General features: G+C 70.5%; 15 protein-coding genes. 8 read left to right on the top strand and 7 right to left on the bottom strand.

From position 1 onward, the window contains the following. Positions 1 to 43 precede the first annotated feature (43 nt). Positions 44 to 850 carry a sigma 54 modulation/S30EA ribosomal C-terminal domain-containing protein gene (locus tag HHX35_RS40640; protein WP_182903924.1) on the top strand — a complete coding sequence of 269 codons (807 nt, stop codon included), beginning with the start codon at positions 44 to 46 and terminating at the stop codon, positions 848 to 850. Positions 851 to 906: 56 nt separating this feature from the next. Next, positions 907 to 1,281, top strand: coding sequence for a cyclic nucleotide-binding/CBS domain-containing protein (locus HHX35_RS40635; protein WP_139580242.1), 375 nt, complete (start codon positions 907 to 909; stop codon positions 1,279 to 1,281). A 33-nt stretch (positions 1,282 to 1,314) separates the two neighbouring features. On the opposite strand, the gene ppsA is transcribed toward HHX35_RS40635, so the two are convergent. Further along, a complete protein-coding gene (gene ppsA, locus HHX35_RS40630) occupies positions 1,315 to 3,747 on the bottom strand; it encodes a phosphoenolpyruvate synthase (RefSeq protein WP_182903923.1) in 2,433 nt (810 codons plus the stop codon). A gap of 232 nt (positions 3,748 to 3,979) precedes the next feature. Between ppsA and HHX35_RS40625 the strand changes: the two genes are divergently transcribed. Further along, on the top strand, positions 3,980 to 4,198 hold the full coding sequence (locus HHX35_RS40625) for a hypothetical protein (RefSeq protein WP_182903922.1): 219 nt from the start codon (positions 3,980 to 3,982) through the stop codon (positions 4,196 to 4,198). Positions 4,199 to 4,331: 133 nt separating this feature from the next. Further along, the gene (locus HHX35_RS40620; protein ID WP_182903921.1) at positions 4,332 to 6,713 is read left to right on the top strand and encodes a glycoside hydrolase family 65 protein; all 2,382 of its coding nucleotides are present in this window, start codon (positions 4,332 to 4,334) and stop codon (positions 6,711 to 6,713) included. A gap of 37 nt (positions 6,714 to 6,750) precedes the next feature. Here HHX35_RS40620 and trpA read toward each other — a convergent pair whose 3' ends face one another. The 5 genes from trpA to HHX35_RS40600 form a co-directional block, all read right to left on the bottom strand. Further along, positions 6,751 to 7,569 carry a tryptophan synthase subunit alpha gene (gene trpA / locus HHX35_RS40615; protein ID WP_182903920.1) on the bottom strand — a complete coding sequence of 273 codons (819 nt, stop codon included), beginning with the start codon at positions 7,567 to 7,569 and terminating at the stop codon, positions 6,751 to 6,753. Continuing rightward, positions 7,566 to 8,819, bottom strand: a complete 1,254-nt coding sequence (trpB, locus tag HHX35_RS40610) for a tryptophan synthase subunit beta (protein WP_182903919.1) — start codon at positions 8,817 to 8,819, stop codon at positions 7,566 to 7,568. Before trpB ends, trpA begins: the two co-directional genes overlap by 4 nt. Before the next feature lie 120 nt (positions 8,820 to 8,939). Further along, positions 8,940 to 9,104 (bottom strand): tryptophan biosynthesis modulator TrpM, encoded by a 165-nt coding sequence (gene trpM, locus HHX35_RS45280; protein ID WP_396781818.1) that lies wholly within the window; start codon positions 9,102 to 9,104, stop codon positions 8,940 to 8,942. A gap of 55 nt (positions 9,105 to 9,159) precedes the next feature. Beyond that, entirely contained in the window at positions 9,160 to 9,822 is a 663-nt protein-coding gene (locus tag HHX35_RS40605; RefSeq protein WP_182903951.1) for a DUF4097 family beta strand repeat-containing protein, read from the bottom strand. Between the two features lie 140 nt (positions 9,823 to 9,962). Continuing rightward, positions 9,963 to 10,184, bottom strand: coding sequence for a hypothetical protein (locus tag HHX35_RS40600; protein WP_182903918.1), 222 nt, complete (start codon positions 10,182 to 10,184; stop codon positions 9,963 to 9,965). A 114-nt stretch (positions 10,185 to 10,298) separates the two neighbouring features. Between HHX35_RS40600 and HHX35_RS40595 the strand changes: the two genes are divergently transcribed. From HHX35_RS40595 to HHX35_RS40580, 4 genes are all read left to right on the top strand, one after another. Next, the gene (locus HHX35_RS40595; RefSeq protein ID WP_182903917.1) at positions 10,299 to 10,712 is read left to right on the top strand and encodes a molybdopterin-binding protein; all 414 of its coding nucleotides are present in this window, start codon (positions 10,299 to 10,301) and stop codon (positions 10,710 to 10,712) included. Positions 10,713 to 10,721: 9 nt separating this feature from the next. Next, a complete protein-coding gene (gene modA, locus HHX35_RS40590) occupies positions 10,722 to 11,519 on the top strand; it encodes a molybdate ABC transporter substrate-binding protein (RefSeq protein ID WP_182903916.1) in 798 nt (265 codons plus the stop codon). A gap of 109 nt (positions 11,520 to 11,628) precedes the next feature. Beyond that, a complete protein-coding gene (locus HHX35_RS40585) occupies positions 11,629 to 12,390 on the top strand; it encodes an ABC transporter permease (RefSeq protein ID WP_220506475.1) in 762 nt (253 codons plus the stop codon). Then, on the top strand, positions 12,387 to 13,427 hold the full coding sequence (locus HHX35_RS40580; protein ID WP_310739644.1) for an ABC transporter ATP-binding protein: 1,041 nt from the start codon (positions 12,387 to 12,389) through the stop codon (positions 13,425 to 13,427). Before HHX35_RS40585 ends, HHX35_RS40580 begins: the two co-directional genes overlap by 4 nt. Positions 13,428 to 13,483: 56 nt before the next feature. Here HHX35_RS40580 and HHX35_RS40575 read toward each other — a convergent pair whose 3' ends face one another. Next, positions 13,484 to 17,722: a bifunctional nitrate reductase/sulfite reductase flavoprotein subunit alpha gene (locus tag HHX35_RS40575; RefSeq protein WP_182903913.1), complete on the bottom strand. Its 4,239-nt coding sequence runs from the start codon at positions 17,720 to 17,722 to the stop codon at positions 13,484 to 13,486. Between the last annotated feature and the right edge of the window lie 415 nt (positions 17,723 to 18,137).

Below are 18,137 nucleotides of genomic sequence, written 5' to 3'. Positions count from 1 at the left end.
GAACCAGGCCGACGGCCGTGGCCGATGGCGGAGGTGATCCGGTATGGAACGGCGTTCTCCCGTGAGTGGCCTCGATCCCTCCGAGATACAGGTCGAGACCAGGGGACCGGTGCCGGCCGGTTCGGCCGACGAGGCCCGCGAGACGGTCGCGGCCCTGACCGCGCTCGCGCACGAACCGGTGCTCTACGCCCGGGTGAAGCTCGGCGTCTCGGCCGACCCGGCCGTCTCCCGTCCCTGCGTCGCCCAGGCCAACCTCGACGTGAACGGGCGGCTCGTCCGCGCCCAGGCGGTCGGCGAGCACATGCACCAGGCCATCCGCCTCCTGGAGGGCAGGCTCCGGGTCCGGCTGCGCCGTACGTCCCGGGACTGGGAGGACCTGCGCGGGCGATATCCCTTGGACGTCGACCAGGAGTGGCGGCGTTCGAGCCCGCCTCGCCACCCGCTGCCCTACTTCCCCCGGTCTCCCGGCGAGCGGCAGGTCGTACGGCACAAGGCGTACGAACTCGCCTGGGCGACCCCTGACGAGGCCGCCTTCGACATGGAGCAGCTCGACTACGACTTCCACCTGTTCCGGGAGGTGGACACCGGGCAGGACAGCGTCATCTACCGCAGCGGAGAGGGATACCGGCTGGCGCAGGTGTCGCCCCGCCCCGATGGTCTGGGCCCGGTGTCCGTGCCGCTCACCGTCAGCACCGCGCCCGCACCGGTCCACACCCTGGAGGAGGCCACGGCCCGGCTGGAGACGAGCGGCCTGCCCTTCGTGTTCTTCGCCGACAGGCGGACGGGCCGGGGCAACGTCGTCTACCACCGCTACGACGGCCACTACGGGCTCATCACGCCCAGCGGCTGACCGGCGTCCCCGGGCGGTGTGATTGGCTGGATGCGCTGGTGAGGAGGGGAGGCCGCATGCGTATCGCCAACGTTTACCGTCCCCTGGTGTTCGGCTGTCCGGTGAGTGCGAAGCTGCCCGAGGTGGCGCGCCGGATGACGGAGAAGAACATCGGCGCGCTCGCCGTGCTCGAAGGGGACCGGGTCACCGGAGTGATCACAGAACGGGACCTCGTGACGGCACTTGCCACATCCGACGATCCCGCCGGGCTGAGCGCGGGAATGTGCGCGTCGTCGGACATCAAGACCGCGACCTTGGACGAGGATACGCGCGAGGTGGCCCGCCGCATGCTCGATCACGGCATCCGCCACATCCCGGTGGACCAGGACGGGCGCCTGATCGGCATGGTGTCGATGCGCGACCTTCTCTCGGTGGAGACACTCGCGCCGTAGCCGCCGCACGATCTTCAGGCGGGACGCCGGCAATCAGGCCGACGGCCACGACCGCGTTCCGCGGACCGCTGAGGCAGGTTCCCGGCGCTCCTGCCCGCGTTCGGCCGCGGCGACGTTCTCTTTCACCGAGAAGAAGCTGTCGGGTGCGACGGAGATCGAGTCGATGCCCGCCTCGACCAGGAACCGGGCGAAGTCCGGGTCGTCGCTGGGACGTTGCCCGCAGAGCCCGACCTTGCGTCTCTTGGCGTGCGCGGCCGAGATGAGGTGCTCGATGCTGCGGGTGAGGGCGGGATTGCGTTCGTCGAACAGATGCGCCAGCTCGGAGGAGTCCCGGTCGACCCCGAGGGTGAGCTGGGTGAGGTCGTTGCTGCCGATGGAGAACCCGTCGAAGCGGTCGGCGAACTCCTCGGCCAGGATGATGTTGGCCGGGATCTCGGCCATGGCGTAGACCTCCAGGCCGCCTCGGCCCCGCCCCAGGTCCTCCTCGGCCATTACCCGCAGGACCCGGTCGGCCTCCTCGACCGTACGGCAGAACGGGATCATCACGATGACGTTGGTAAGCCCGATGCGCTCCCGCACCCGGCGGATGGCACGGCATTCGAGGGCGAAGCCCTCCCGGTATCCCTCTGTGTAGTAGCGGCTGGCCCCGCGCCACCCGAGCATCGGATTCTCCTCGTGGGGCTCGAACCGCCGCCCGCCGACGAGCCGGGCGTATTCGTTGGTCTTGAAGTCGCTCATTCGTACGATCACGGGGTCGGGCCAGCGGGAGGCGGCGATGCGGGCGATGCCGTGGGCCAGTCGCTCGACGAAGTACTCGGCCAGGTCGTCGTAGCCCCGGGTGAGCTCGGTGATCCTGCGGCGGGCGTCCTCCTCGACGCGGCCGGGGTGCACCAGGGCCATGGGGTGGATCTTGACGTGGTTGTTGACGACGAACTCCATCCGGGCCAGGCCGACGCCGTCGGCGGGCAGCCGCCACCAGCGGAAGGCCGCGGCGGGGTTGGCCAGGTTGAGCATGACCCTGGTCCTGGTGGCCGGGATGTCCTCCAGGCTGATCTCCTCGTCCTCGTAGTCGCGCAGGCCCTCGTAGACGAAGCCCTCGTCGCCCTCGGCGCAGGAGACGGTCACCGTCATGCCGTCACCGAGCAGGGTGGTCGCGTCGCCGGTGCCGATGATGGCGGGGACGCCGAGTTCGCGGCTGACGATGGCGGCGTGAGAGGTGCGGCCGCCGTGGTCGGTGACGATCGCCGCGGCCCTCTTCATGATCGGCTCCCAGTCGGGGTCGGTGATCTTCGTGACGAGCACCGATCCGGCCACGAAGCGGTCGATCTCCGCCGCGCTGGTCAGGTTGCACACCGGCCCTGCCGCTATCGCGTCTCCGATGGCCAGCCCCTTCACCAGCGGCTCGACCATGGGTTCACCGGCGTCGCGGATGCGGTAGGTGCGCAGCAGCGACGCCTCCCGGCGCTGGTGGACGGTCTCCGGGCGGGCCTGGACGAGGAAGATCTCGCCGGTCCTGCCGTCCTTGGCCCATTCCATGTCCATCGGGGTGCCGTAATGGCCCTCCACCGCGGTGGCCCACCGGGCCAGCAGCATGATCTCCTCGTCGTCCAGCGCGTACCGGACCGCCTCTTCCTCTGTGGTGTCGAGCTGGCGGGTTCCTCCCGCCGCGTCGTAGACCACCTTGCGTTCCTTGCGCCCCCGGGTCTTCGACACGATGGGGCACAGGTCCGGGTCGCCGAGGAGCGGCTTGAACACCACGTACTCGTCGGGATCCACCCTGCCGCCGACCACCGTCTCGCCCAGCCCCCAGGAGGCGTCGATCAGGACCGAGCGGGGGAAACCGGTCTCGGTGTCGATCGAGAACATCACTCCGGCGGCGCCCAGGTCGGAGCGGACCATGCGCTGCACCCCGACCGACAGGGCGACGTCCAGGTGACCGAACCCGCTGTCCTCCCGGTAACTGATCGCCCGGTCGGTGAACAGGGACGCGTAACAGCGAAGACAGGCGCCGAGCAACGCCGCCGCACCGCTGACGTTGAGGAAGCTCTCCAGCTGCCCGGCGAAACTGGCCTCCGGCAGGTCTTCCGCGGTCGCGCTGCTGCGTACCGCGACATCCGGATCGATGGTCCCCAGGCGATCGGCCAGCTCACCGTATGCCTGCTCAACGGCTTCCGTGACCGCCGCCGGAAGCTCGGCCGCCAGGATGGCGTCCCGTATCGCGCGGCCGACATCCGGCAGGTCGGCCCCTCGGTGCAGCCGGCCGATGTGCTCCGCGATCACTTCGTTCAGCCCGTTCACCTGGATGAACCGGCGATAGGCGTCGGCGGTGAGGGCGAAGCCCTCCGGCACGCGAACCCCCGCCCGGGCCAGGTTGCGCGTCAGTTCCCCCAGGCCCGCGTTCTTGCCGCCCACCAGGCCGACGTCCGTACGGCCCAGCTCGGCGAACCACCTGACCAACCGCGACATGGCCCACCCCGCTACATGTCGACTACGGGAGTCCCTCCCACCCTTCGCCTCGCGCAGCCGGCGAGGTAGGGAACTTCGTCTCCTGCACGCGGACGAACGTCCCGGCCCGTACTCGCCACCGTCCTGCCGCAAGCTCACCCGGGTCGAAGTGGGATCACCTCGGTTCGTGGGTACGGAGCCAGGAATCAGGGGGTGGACACGCGAGATGCCCAGTCACGTTTTCCAGGACGAGATGCGGCAGGTGCTCGACGAGGTATACCGCGAACGTGAAACGGTCGCGGTCCGGGATGTCTACGCGAACGCGTCGGCGCGTCTGCACCTGACCGCCGACATGCTCGCGCACCTGAACGAGATCCCGGAGGGCGCCTACACCAGGCAGGAGATGACCGAGGCGATCAACAGAGTGATCCTGCACCGTAAAGAGCAGGACGTTCTCGGCTTGATCGAGTAGCCTTCCGGGCCGAGGAAGCGGAGGACACGGGCCGAGACGTAACGCGGCGCCGAATGCCGGACACCACGTCAGAGCGCAGTTGCCGGGTTGGAACCCCGCCCGGGTTGAGCGGGCAGGCCCAAGAGGAGCCGCGTTGAATCCGTGGTCACTGGCGTACGAGGGGTTCGATCCCTGTCACGAAGGGCTGCGCGAGGCGCTGTGCACGCTGGGCAACGGCCGATTCGCCACGCGAGGCGCGGCACCCGAAGCCGAGGCCGATGCCGTCCACTACCCGGGGACGTACGTCGCCGGATGCTACGACCGGCTCACCTCGAACGTCGCGGGCCACCGGCTGACCAACGAGGACATGGTCAATCTGCCGAACTGGCTGCCCCTCACCTTCGCGACACCCGGCTCCGAATGGTTCTCCCCGAGCACGGCGGACCTGCTCCGGTATCGGCAGGAGCTGGACATGCGCCACGCCGTCCTGCACCGGCTGATCCGCTTCCGGGACACCCAGGGCCGTATCACGTCGGTGCGGCAGCGCCGCCTGGTCTCCATGGCCGACCCGTACCTGGCCGCTCTGGAGACGACCTTCACGGCCGAGAACTGGTCGGGGCCTCTTCGCGTACGCTCCGGGCTGGACGGCCGCGTGGCCAACACGGGAGTGGCCCGATACCGCGACCTGCGTGGCGACCATCTGACACAGCACGCGACGGGGGCCGAAGGACACCTGGCATGGCTTCGGGCACGGACCCGGTCCGCCGGTGTCGAGGTCGTCCTGGCCTCGCGAGTCGGCACCTCCTCCAGCAGCGGAGGCGAGCCCGAGGTCGACCGACACGACGACCACGTCATGGAGACACGCGTGCTGCGCCTGGAACGGGGCCACCCTGTCACGGTCGTCAAGACGGTCGCGCTCACCACATCGCGCGATCTCGCCATCGCCGATGCGACCTCCGCCGCGCTGCGGCGGGCCGAACTCGCGCCGGGGTTCGGCGACCTTCTGAAACAGCACGAGATCGCCTGGCGTGACCTGTGGGAACGGGCCCGGCTGGAGGTGACGGGCCCGCGCGTCCAGCGGGACATCCGCCTGAACACCTTCCACCTGCTGCAGACCCTGTCGCCGCACACCGCGGGCCTCGACGCGGGTGTGCCCGCACGTGGCCTGCACGGCGAGGCGTATCGGGGACATGTGTTCTGGGACGAGCTGTTCGTGCTGCCCTGGCTGACCCTGCGGTTCCCCGATATCGCCCGCGGTGCGCTTCGCTATCGCCTGCGGCGGCTTCCGGAGGCCCGGGCCGCCGCCCGCGCCGCGGGCCTGCGCGGGGCGATGTTCCCCTGGCAGAGCGGCAGCGACGGCCGCGACGAGACCCCGCGGTTCCACCTCAACCCCCGCTCCGGCCGGTGGACACCTGACCACACTCACCTGCAGCGGCACGTCGGACTGGCCATCGCCTACAACGCCTGGCAGCACTACGCGATCACCGGAGACATGGAGTTCCTCGCCGGGACGGGCGCCTGCCTGCTGGTCGAGATCGCCCGCCTCTTCGCCTCGCTGGCCCGGCTCAACCCCGTGTCGGGCCGCTACGAGATCCAGGGCGTGATGGGGCCGGACGAGTACCACGACGGCTATCCCGGCGCGGCGTCCCCGGGCCTGGACAACAACGCGTACACCAACATCATGACGGTGTGGCTGTTGCTACGCGCTCGTCAGGCGCTCGACCTGATGCCGCAACGCGCGCGGGAGGATCTGCGCCGCCGTCTCGGCCTGACGGACGTGGAGACCGAGCGCTGGGAGGAGATCACCCGGCGGATGCGCGTGGACTTCCACGATGGCGTCATCAGCCAGTTCACGGGGTACGAGCAACTGGCGGAGCTGGACTGGGATCGTTATCGCGGCGTGCGGCGGCTGGACCGTGCGCTGGAGGCCGACAACGACAGCGCCAACCGCTATCGGGCGTCGAAGCAGGCCGACGTGCTCATGCTGTTCTACCTGCTCACGGCCCGGGAGGTGAGGCAGATCCTCGACCGGCTGGGCTATCCGGCGGCACCGGGCCTGACCCGGCGCACCATCCGCTACTACCTCTCCCGCACCTGCCACGGTTCGACCCTGAGCGCCGTGGTGCACGCCTGGGTGCTGGCGCGATCGGACCGCACCGGCTCGTGGCGATTCTTCACCGAGACGCTGACCGGCGACATCACCGACGTACAGGGAGGGACCACCGCCGAGGGGGTCCACCTGGGCGCCATGGCCGGCACGCTGGACCTGGTCCAGCGCTGCTACCTGGACCTCGAGGCCAGGCCCGACGGCCTGCACCTGAATCCGGTGCTCCCCGAACAGCTCACCACGCTGTCGCTGTGCCTCCGCTACCGAGGTGCGGAACTCGCCATCGAGGCCGATCCCACCCGCGTACGGATCACCCGGGCCGATGACGGCCCTACCGCCCTTGATTTCGTGGTGCACGGCCACCACGCCCGGCTTCGGCGCGGCGACAGCCGTACCTTCCCCCTCCCGGAACGAAGGCGCGACGAGTGATCGGCGGCACGGGCACGCACCATCACACCCACGCCGATCAATCCGCGTACCGACGGGTCGCACGGCTCAGTTCGGCGGTGAGTTCCGCCACGATCGCGGTTCCCGCGGCAGCATCGGGTGCGTCGAGGACAGCCTTGACCAGTACGGACGCGACGATCACGCCGTCGGCGAAGCGAGCCACCTGGGCAGCCTGCGCGGCGTCGGAAATCCCGATCCCGACGCAGACGGGGAGTTCGGTGGTCGCCCTGATGCGCCGCACCAGCGAGCCGGCGGCTGTGCTGACAGCGCCCCGGGCGCCGGTGACCCCCATCAGCGATGAGGCGTAGACGAACCCTGTTCCCGCCGCGGTGAGTTCCCGCAGGCGTTCGTCGGTGGTACTCGGCGCGGCCACGAAGACGGTGGCGAGGCCGTGCCTGGCCGCGGTTTCGCGCCACAGCGCGGACTCCTGCACGGGCAGGTCGGGAAAGATGCATCCCGCGCCGCCTGCCTCGGCCAGCTCGCTGCCGAAGCGCTCGGCGCCGTACTTGTCGATCGGGTTCCAGTAGGACATGACCAGGACTGGCTTGCCGGTGGCCTGGTATGCCTCTCGCACGGTGCGGATGACGTCGGCGATCCGGACGCCGGCGCGCAGGGCGATGTCGTCGGCGGCCTGGATCACCGGGCCGTCGAGCACCGGGTCGCTGTGCGGCAGGCCGATCTCGACGATGTCGGCTCCGCTGTTCAGCATCGCCTGGGTCGCGGCGATGCCGTCGTCGACGGTCGGAAAGCCGGCTGTCATGTACGTGATGAGCGCGGCCCGGTTCTCTCGCCTCGCCCGGGCCAGTGTGTCGGCCAGAAGCCGCAGGTTTCCGCTCACTTCTGCGCTCCCTCTGCCCTGGCCGCGTCGGTGTCCCGCTCGAAGTACCGTGCGGCGGTCTCCATGTCCTTGTCGCCCCGGCCCGACAGGTTCACCAGGATCAGCCCGTCCGGTCCGAGTTCGGTGCCGACTTCGATGGCGCCGGCGAGTGCGTGGGCGCTCTCTATCGCCGGGATGATGCCCTCAGTCGACGCGAGCAGCCGGAAGGCCCGCATCGCGGCGGCGTCGGTGACCGGGAGGTATTCGCCGCGGCCGGTGTCGTGAAGGTATGCGTGCTCCGGTCCGACGCCCGGATAGTCGAGCCCGGCCGAGATCGACCAGGGCTCGGTGATCTGGCCTTCATCGTCCTGCAGCACGTAGGAGCGCGAGCCGTGCAGGATGCCGGGCTCACCCGCCGAGAGCGTGGCCGCGTGCCTCCCGGTCTCCACCCCGTGCCCGGCGGCCTCACAGCCGATGAGGCGTACATCCGTGTCCGGGAGGAAAGCGTGGAACAGGCCGATGGCGTTGGATCCGCCTCCGACGCACGCGATCGCGGCATCGGGCAGGCGGCCGGCTCGCTCGATGATCTGACGGCGGGCCTCAACACCGATGACGCGCTGGAAATCGCGGATCATGGCGGGGAAGGGATGGGGTCCGGCGACGGTGCCGAAGATGTAGTGCGTGGTCTCGACGTTCGCGACCCAGTCCCGGAATGTCTCGTTGATGGCGTCCTTGAGGGTACGGGAGCCAGAGGTTACCGGTATCACCGTGGCGCCGAGCATTTTCATCCGTGCCACGTTGACCGCCTGCCGGCGGATGTCGGTTTCCCCCATGTAGATGGTGCATTCCAGGCCGAACAGCGCGGATGCCGTCGCGGTCGCCACCCCGTGCTGGCCGGCTCCCGTCTCGGCGATAACGCGCGGCTTGCCCATCCGCTTGGTCAGCAGGGCCTGCCCGAGCACGTTGTTGATCTTGTGCGAGCCGGTGTGGTTGAGGTCTTCGCGTTTGAGGAACACGCGTGCGCCGCCGGCGTGCCCGGCGAATCGAGGGACTTCGGTGAGCGCGCTCGGACGCCCTGCGTAGTGGGCGAGCAGTTGCTCGAACTCCGCGGCGAACCCGGGATCCGTCTTGGCCCTCTCGTACTCGATGGCGACCTCGTCCACGGCGGCGACAAGCGCCTCCGGGATGAACGTGCCGCCGAACGCACCGAAATAGCCGTCCCCGCTGGGGGATTCGCCCGGCAACGCCGGGAAGAAGAATTTGCTGTTCATCGCACAAACGCTCCTGGCACGGGCTACGCCCGGCTCTAGGTGGCTGGTAGGGAAGCTTGAGTAAGCCTCGTCGTCCCGGACTCTGGGCGGGAACGACGGAGCCGAGGAGAGCGATCTCGCTCAGATACCTCGCACGGCACGGGGAGTGCCGGACCACCGCGTCCCGTTCACCTGACCAGCCTCGGCGCCAAGCACATACCGCACCTTGCGGCCGAGCACACGCCGCGCCGGAGCCCGGCAACCGCGCGGCCGGCACCCAGGGGCGAGGCGGATGGCGATAGACACAGCAGGATGCTATCCCACGGTCCGGGGCCGGGCCACGGTGCGGCCAGGGTGCGGCTCACAGGCTGCGGGCGGTGATGTCACCGTCGGAGGTGGTGGCGTGGATGTCGAGTTCGGCAGTGCCGTCGTTCTTGAGGGCGTTGGTGATGCGGCCGTGGGTGGTGCCGGCGTCCAGGGCCGCCGAGACTCCGCCGGCAGCGGCGATCGAGATGTCGCCGGACTGGGTGCGGAGCACGACCTTGCCGCCGGTGGCCTCGGCGATCCGGATGTCGCCCCGTGCGGTGCTGATCTCCGCGGGGCCGCCCAGCCGGCCGACCTCGACGTCGCCGTCGGTCGCGGTGAGGCGGAGGCTCGCGGTCTCGTCGAGCTTGATCTGGCGGTACGCGCCTTCGAAGGCGACGTCGCCGAGGCGGCCGACGGTCCGGAATTCGGCGCCGGCCGTCTTCGCCTCGACCTGGGAACCGGCGGGCAGCTCGACCGTCACGTCGATGGATCCGGAGGGGCCGAGGTACTGGTTCTTCACCGAGGTCTCGATCCGCAGGACGCCGTCGGCGTATTCGACCGTGGTCTGCTCGGCCGCCTTCACGTCGCGGCTCTTCGAGGCGTTCGTGGGCCGGGCCTCGACCGCGGTGTCGGCCCGGTCGGCGGCGATGAACTGGACGCGTCCCGCGGGGATGTCCAGGACGGCGGAGATGGGGGCGGGGGTGTCGAACTTCTGCATCATGTGCTCCTTGTGTTGTGTTCTTGCGAGATCCACCTTCGCCGACCGCTCTGATACCGGGCTGTCGCCGTCCTGACGCCGCCGCTGACATGCGGGGCTGGGCCCCGGCCGCGGGCCCAGCCCGGTCAGGCCTCCTGGGTTCACGGCGAACACGTCGTACCCGAGGTGTGCAGGCGAGCCGGCCTACCGGCGGGCCCCGTGCGCAGCGTGACCGGCGCCGCTTCGGGCGTCGCCAGGACGGTGGAGGATGGCCCGGCAGCAGTAGCGGTGGCCGTGGGGGTGAGCGTCGGGGTGAGCGCGGTCAGCGGCACGGCCGTGAGTGCCGACACGGCGCCCCAGCGGTGCGCGGAGCCCACGCCCATGGCGGGCGTGCTCTACGGTCTCGTGAATGCCATGAGAACAACAGAGATCGGGCCGCTGCTGCGGCGGAAGAGAGGTATTCAGGCTGGAATGTGCGAGAGATAAGGTAAGGGTCTGTGACGACGTTTCGGATCAGCGAGGCCGCCGCGTTGCTCGGGGTCAGTTCCGACACCGTCCGCCGGTGGGTGGACGCGGGCCGGCTGGCCGCGGTACGGGACGAGCACGGCCACCGGCAGATCAGCGGGGCCGACCTGGCCGCCTTCGCCCGATCGCAGGTCGAGACGACCGGCGACGGCAGACGGTCCTCGGCGCGTAACCGCTTTCGCGGGATCGTCACCGAGGTCATCAGGGACGCGGTGATGGCTCAGGTGGAGATCGCCGCCGGGCCGTTTCGGGTGGTGTCGCTGATGAGCCGGCAGGCCGCCGACGAGCTGGGCCTGGAGGCAGGGGTGGTGGCGATCGCCGTGATCAAGTCCACCAACGTCGTCGTCGAGATTCCCGGCCATGAGCGCGTGGCCACTACTCCATGAGGAGCTCCCTTGGTGTTCAGGCGCCTTTCGCGATGGGCGGTCGCCGTGCCCGTCGCGCTGGTGATCGCCGGGCTGTCCGGTTGCGGCTCGGGCGAACCGGCCACGTCTTCGGCTTCGACATCGGCGGCCACCGGGACGAAGGAAGTGGACGTGTTCGCGGCCGCGTCTTTGACCGGGACGTTCACCGAGCTCGGCAAGGCCTTCGAGGCCGCCCACCCGGGTGCGACGGTGAAGTTCAACTTCGGTTCCAGCGCGACGCTGGCCCAGCAGATCGTCCAGGGAGCTCCGGCCGACGTGTTCGCCGCGGCCAGTCCGGCCACGATGAAGACCGTCACCGACGCGTCGCTGGCGAGCGGGCCGACCACCTTCGTGCGGAACAAGCTGGAGATCGCCGCCCCGAAGGACAACCCGGCCAAGGTGGACGAGCTGAAGGACCTGACCGATCCCAAGGTGAAGGTGGCGTTGTGCGCCGAGCAGGTGCCGTGCGGGGCGGCGGCGGTCAAGGCGCTGGACGCGGCCGGGCTGAAGGTCACGCCGGTCACCTTGGAGCAGGACGTCAAGGCCACGCTGACCAAGGTCGAGCTGGGCGAGGTGGACGCCGCCCTGGTCTACACGACCGACGTGATCGCGGCGGCGGGCAAGGTGCAGGGCATCGCCTTCCCCGAGGCGGACAAGGCGATCAACGACTATCCGATCGCGACCTTGTCGAAGGCTCCCGCCGGCGACCTGGCCGAGCAGTTCGTCGATCTCGTGCTGTCGCAGCAGGGCAAGGACGTGCTGACCAAGGCCGGCTTCGAGACCCCCTGACCTGATGACCTCCTCCCAGGCGCGGCGCCCCGGCCGCTCAGACACACCCCGCGGCGGTGCGGCCGGCCACCCGGCCGCGCGCCGTGAGGTCTCCGGCCGGCTGCCGTGGATGCTGGTGCTACCGGCCGTGGCGGGGCTGGCCTTCCTGGTGCTGCCGCTGGCCGGGCTGCTGATCCGGGCACCCTGGTCCACGCTGCTCCAGCGGCTGGCCGAGCCGCAGGTGCTGGAGGCGCTGCGGCTGTCGCTGGTGTGCGCCACCGCCGCCACCGCCGTCTGCGTGCTGTTCGGGGTGCCGCTGGCCTGGCTGCTGGCCCGGGTCGAGTTCCCGGGCCGGCGGGTGGTGCGGGCTCTGGTGACCGTGCCGCTGGTCCTGCCGCCGGTGGTGGGCGGTGTGGCGCTGCTGCTGGTGCTGGGGAGGCGCGGGCTGATCGGGCAGTGGCTGGAGTCCGCCTTCGGGATCACGCTGCCCTTCACGACCATCGGCGTGATCGTCGCCGAGGCGTTCGTGGCCATGCCGTTCCTGGTGATCAGCGTCGAGGGGGCGCTGCGCGCCGCTGATCGGCGGTTCGAGGAGGCCGCCGCAACGCTGGGCGCCTCCCGCTGGACCGTCTTCCGGCGGGTCACCCTGCCGCTCATCATGCCCGGCGTCGTGGCCGGAGCGGTGCTGTGCTGGGCACGGGCGCTCGGTGAGTTCGGCGCCACCATCACCTTCGCCGGCAACTTCCTCGGCACCACCCGTACGATGCCGCTGGCGGTTTATCTGGCGCTGGAAACCGAGCCGGACGCGGCCATCGTGCTCAGCCTGGTCCTGCTGGCCGTCTCGGTGGTCATCCTGGCCGGTCTGCGCGATCGGTGGGTGAACAGCCCGTGAGCACCGACGGCCTGCGGGCGACCCTGGTCGTCCGCCGATCCGCCTTCACCCTGGACATCACGCTCGACGTCGCACCAGGAGAGGTCGTCGCGCTGCTCGGGCCGAACGGCGCGGGCAAGACCACCGCGCTGCGCGCCCTGGCCGGGCTGACCGCCATGTCCGGCGGGCACATCAGCCTGGACGGCCGGCCCCTGCACACCGCGCCCCCCGAGCGGCGCCCGGTCGGCGTGGTCTTCCAGGACTACCTGCTTTTCCCGCACCTGTCCGCGCTCGACAACGTCGCCTTCGGACCGCGCTGCCAGGGCGTCCCCAAGGCCGAGGCGCGCCGCGTCGCCGCGGCACTGCTGGAGCGCGTCGGCCTGGCCGACCGGGCGGCGGCCAAGCCCCGCCAGCTCTCCGGCGGGCAGGCACAGCGCGTCGCCCTCGCCCGGGCGCTGGCCGTACGACCCCGGCTGATGCTGCTGGACGAGCCGCTGGCCGCGCTGGACGCGCACACCCGGCTGGAGATCCGCTCCCAGCTCCGCCGCCACCTGGCCGACTTCGACGGCGCCACCGTGCTGGTCACCCATGACCCGCTCGATGCGATGGTGCTGGCCGACCGGCTGATCGTCATCGAGTCCGGCGGCATCGTCCAGCAGGGCACCCCCGCCGAGGTCGCCCGCCGCCCGCGCACCGACTACGTCGCCCGCCTCGTCGGGCTCAACCTCCACCGCGGGCTCGGCGACGGCGCCCGGGTCACGGTCGGCGAACTGCCGCTGCACACCTCGGAACAGCTCGACGGGCCCGCGTTCGTGGCCTTCTCGCCCGCCGCCGTGGCCCTCTACCGCACCCGCCCCGACGGCAGCCCCCGCAACCTGTGGCTAGCCACGATCGGCGGCATCGAGCGGCACGGCGACAACGTCCGCGTCCACCTCGACGGCCCGATCACCGCCTTCGCCGACATCACCCCCGCCGCCCTGGCCGACCTCCAGCTGAGCCCGGGTCAGCGGATCTGGGCCTCGGTCAAGGCCACCGAGACCCACGCCTATCCGGCATGAGCAGGTCCCCGGCGGACGACCGTCGTCGATCAACGTGACCGCCGTCCCCTGCCGGGTCAGTACACGTCGCGTACGTAGCGTCTGGCGGCGGCGAGTTGCTTGACGTAGGCGGCGGCGTCCTCCGCTGACAGGCCGCCGTGGTGGGCCGCGATCGCACGCAACGTCTGGTCGACGTCCTTGGCCATCCGGCTGGCGTCGCCGCACACGTACACGCGGGCGCCCTCCTGGAGCCAGGCCCACAGCCGGCCGCCGTGTTCACGCATGCGGTCCTGGACGTAGATCTTGGCGCGCTGGTCGCGGGAGAAGGCGAGGTCGAGGCGGGTGAGCAGCCCGTCGTCGCGGAGCGCGGTCAGCTCGTCGCGGTAGTAGAAGTCGGTGGCGCGGCGCTGTTCGCCGAAGAAGAGCCAGTTGCGGCCGCGGTGCCCCAGAGCGCGGCGTTCGTCGAGGAAGCCGAGGAAGGGGGCGACGCCGGTGCCGGGACCGATCATGATCACGGGGGTGGCGGGGTCGGAGGGGGGCCGGAAGTGGGTGGTGGGCTGGACGTAGACGGGAACGGACGCGTCCTGTGGGCTGTCGGCCAGGTACGCCGAGCAGGCGCCGCTCCGTAGGACGCCGCGCGTGTTGGCGAAACGGACCACAGAGACGGTCAGGCGTATCTGCTCGGGGCTGGTCAGGGGGCTGGAGGAGATGGAGTACAGCCGCGGCTGCAGCCTCTTGAGGACGCCGGTCCATTCCTGGGCCGTGGCGCGGACCGGCAGGCCGGCGACGACGTCGATGGCCTGGCGGCCCCACACCCACTTGTCCAGCTCGCCCTTGTTGCCCGGGCGGAGGATGCGGGCCAGGTCACGGTCGCGGCTGCGTTCGGCGACGAACTTCAGCAGGCCGGAAGTGATTCTCGTGATGTCGAGGTGGCGGTGCAGGGCCTGGCCGAACGGCAGGATGCCGAGGCCGGGGAGTTCGACGTCGTCGACGGGGCTCAGGCCGGTCACGGCCAGCCATTCCATGACCAGGTCGGCTCCGTTGACCGGCATCACGCCGAGGGCGTCTCCGGCCTGGTAGGTCAGTTCGCCGCCGGTGTCGAAGGTGAATTGGCGCACCTCCTTGGCGGAGCCGGGCAGGCTGAGCAGCCGGTTGCCGGAGAGCGTCGCGGTGAAAGGGGAGGCTTTGCCGTACCGGGCCGATGCGGGGGGAGCGGACGGCTCGGCGAGCACGGCCGCGGCGGCTCCGGGTTCGCGCGCCGCGGGGGCGGTCCCGCCGGTGCCGGACAGGGCGTCGAGGACCTGTTCGAGCCAGCCCAGGGCACGCTCGTGCTCGTCGGCTTCGCAGTCCACACGAGGAACCAGACGTACGGCCCCGAGCTCCGCCAGACGCTGATCGAGCCGCCGCCCGTGCCCGCAGAAGTCGTCGTAGCTGGAGTCGCCGAAGGCGAGCACGGCGTAGCGCACCCCGTCCAGCCGGGGCGCCCCGGCATCGGAGAGGGCCTCCCAGAAGGTCGTGCCGTTGTCCGGCGCATCCCCATCGCCGAACGTGCTGGAGATGACGAGCACGTCCGCCTCCGCCGGCAACGCGGCCGGTGAGCAGTCGGCCATGCTGACCAGCCGGGGGCTGCGGCCGGCCTCGGCGAGGCGGCGGGCGCCCGCCGAGGCGAACTCCTCGGCGTTGCCTGTCTGCGAGGCCCACAGGATGACGATCTCGCGCGCTGGGCTCTCGGGATCACGGTTTTCGGGCGGCGGTCCCGGCACCGGGGCGGGGGAGCGTGAGAAGGCGCCGGCGAGGGCTCCATTGATCCACAGCGCGTGGTCGGGGTCGATGGGTGCGTGGTCCGGCAGGACGGGGACGTCCGCGCCGGGGAGCGGTGAGAGCGTGAGGCCGGACAGGAACCCGGACAGGTAACGGCGCTCCCGCGTGCCGAGGTCCGGTGGAGCCTGGTCGGCCAGCCCGAAGAGGGCGGACAGCGCCGCCACCGTCGCGGAACGGTCGTGATCAGCGAGGATCTGCGCGCCGGCAGAGTTCTGACCGCCCTGGCCGGGCTTCGCCGGAGGGATCGGAGCGGCCTGCGACGAGCCGTGTGCGGCGAGGGCCGGGGCCGGTCTCGGGGCCGCCGCTCCGGCGGGAACCCTGGCGAGGGAGACGGCGCACACCTTCAACTCGGGCTGGAACGAGACCGGATCCACGGCGTCGCTGGTGACGGCGTTGACACTGAGGTACTCGCCGAACAGATCGTTCCAGTGGAACGGCGCGAAGCAGTTGCCCGGCATGACCCGGTCCGTGACGACGGCGGGCAGGACGGCCCGGCCACGCCGGGAGGAAACCGCCACCAGGTCGCCTTCACCGATCCCGTGCTCGGCGGCGTCCAGCGGGTTGATCTCGATGAACGGCCCGGGACTGAGCTTGTTGAGCTTGGCGACCTTGCCGGTCTTGGTCAGGGTGTGCCACTGGTGCTGCAGCCGCCCGGTGTTGAGCACGAACGGGAAGTCGTCGTCGGGCAGTTCGGCGGCGGGCAGGTGGGGGCGCGGGAAGAAGACGGCCCGGCCGTCCGATGTCGCGAAGGCCAGCCGAGGACCGCCGCCGTCGTCCCCGGTGAGCAGTGTTCGGCTGCGGCCGTCGTTGAGGTAGCGGACCGGGTTGCGCTCGCCGGAGTCCGGAGCGGCGGGCCACTGCACGGGTGTGCGGCGCAGCCGGTCGTAGGTGACGCCGCGCAGGTCGTAACCGGTGGCCGGATTCCAGGCCCGCCTGATCTCCTCGAAGATCTCCTCGGCGCTGTCGTACGAGAACGCCTCCTCGAATCCCATCTCGCACGCGACCCTGGCGATGATCCGCCAGTCGGGCAGCGCCTCGCCGACCGGGTCGACGGCCTGCCGGAGCAAGGTGAGGTTCCGCTCGGAATTGATCATCACGCCTTCGGCCTCGGCCCACAGGGCGGCGGGCAGGACCACGTCGGCGTAGGAGTTGGTCTCGGTGGCGGCGAAGACGTCCTGGGTGACGACGAACTCGGCGGCCTCCAGCCCGGCGATGACGGTCTTGCGGTTGGCGACGCTGGCCACGGGGTTGGTGCAGATGATCCAGCACGCCTTGATCTCGCCCGCGGCCATCCGGGAGAACATCTCGATCGTGCCCTGGCCGACGTCGGTACGCAGCGTGCCGGGCGCGATTCCCCACAGGTCCTCGACGAACCGGCGGTCCTCCTCGACCAGGACCGAGCGCTGGCCGGGCAGGCCGGGTCCCATGTAGCCCATCTCCCGGCCGCCCATCGCGTTCGGCTGGCCTGTGAGCGAGAACGGGCCGCTGCCGGGACGGCAGATCGCGCCCGTGGCGAGGTGCAGGTTGCACAGCGCGTTGGTGTTCCAGGTGCCGTGGGTGCTCTGGTTGAGTCCCATCGTCCAGCAGCTCATCCACTCGCCCGCCTCCCCGATCCACTGGGCGGCCCGGCGCAGATCGGCCTCAGGGAGACCGGTGAGCTCGGCGACCACAGCCGGCGGATAGTCGCGCAGGAAGTCCGGCATGGCCTCCCAGCCCCGGGTGTGATCGGCGATGAACTCCTCGTCGACGTGCCCGTTCTCCACCAGCAGGTGTAACAGGCCGTTCAGCAGGGCCAGGTCCGTGCCCGGCCGGATCTGCAGGAACAGGTCGGCCTTGTCGGCCGTGGCGGTGCGGCGCGGATCCACCACGATCAGCTTGGCCCCGGCCTTGACCCGGTCCATCAGGCGCAGGAACAGGATGGGATGGCAGTCGGCCATGTTCGCGCCGATGACGAAGAACACCTCGGCGCGGTCGAAGTCCTCGTACGAGCCGGGTGGGCCGTCCGAGCCCAGCGACAGTTTGTAGCCGCTGCCCGCGCTCGCCATGCACAGCCGCGAGTTCGACTCGATCTGGTTGGTGCCGACGAAGCCCTTGGCCAGCTTGTTCGCCAGGTACTGCGCCTCGAGGGTCATCTGGCCGGACACGTAGAACGCCAGGGCGTCGGGCCCGTGCTCGTCCAGGATCGCGCGCAGCCTCCCGGCGGTCGCCGTGATCGCCTGGTCGACACCCGCCTCCTCCGGCTCCGCGCCCCGGGCGGGTCTGATGAGCGCCCGCTCCAGCCGGCCGGAGGCGGCGAGCATGTCGGCGCTGGTGGCTCCCTTGGTGCACAGGCGACCGGCGTTGGCCGGATGGCTCTTGTCTCCGCTGACCTTGACGACCCGGCGTCGCCCGTCCGCGCCCTGCGCCACATCAAGGACGATCCCGCAGCCGACCCCACAGTAGGAGCAGACGGTCTTCACCTGAGCGTTGGCGTTGTCCGAGCCTGTCGCCGTCATCGGCCCTTCTCCTCTACGGGGCCTGAACGCTGTCCCCGATCAGTGGGCGCGCCGTAGCCGCAGCGGGCAGATCCAACGACGACAACGTAAGAATGAGGCGTTACGCAGATGTCACGAGTGCCGACGGCTACGGGTTACATACGGATCACCGCCGATGCCCGTTCGCCACAGCGAAAACCCGGTACCGCTCGGAATCAGGCCCGGACCGGTTCGGATCCCGCGGCCGGCCTGCTGCTGGTCGAGTACGACCACTGGCTCGAGTTCGGACTCCATGCCCTCTGTGTGGAAGGCGACGATCAAGAGCGAATCGGCGCGGCTGCTCAGGGTGGATGCGGGCTCGCGTCCGGAACGCCACCTGGAAACCGTGCTCATGACTGGTGGGGACCCGTCGGAGAAGGGCATTCGGATGGGTCCG

Source organism: Microbispora sp. H10830 (assembly GCF_014161375.1).
Classification (GTDB): domain Bacteria; phylum Actinomycetota; class Actinomycetes; order Streptosporangiales; family Streptosporangiaceae; genus Microbispora; species Microbispora catharanthi.
The sequence above is the reverse complement of the archived record's forward strand: the minus strand, read 5'-3'. Positions and strand labels throughout refer to the sequence as shown.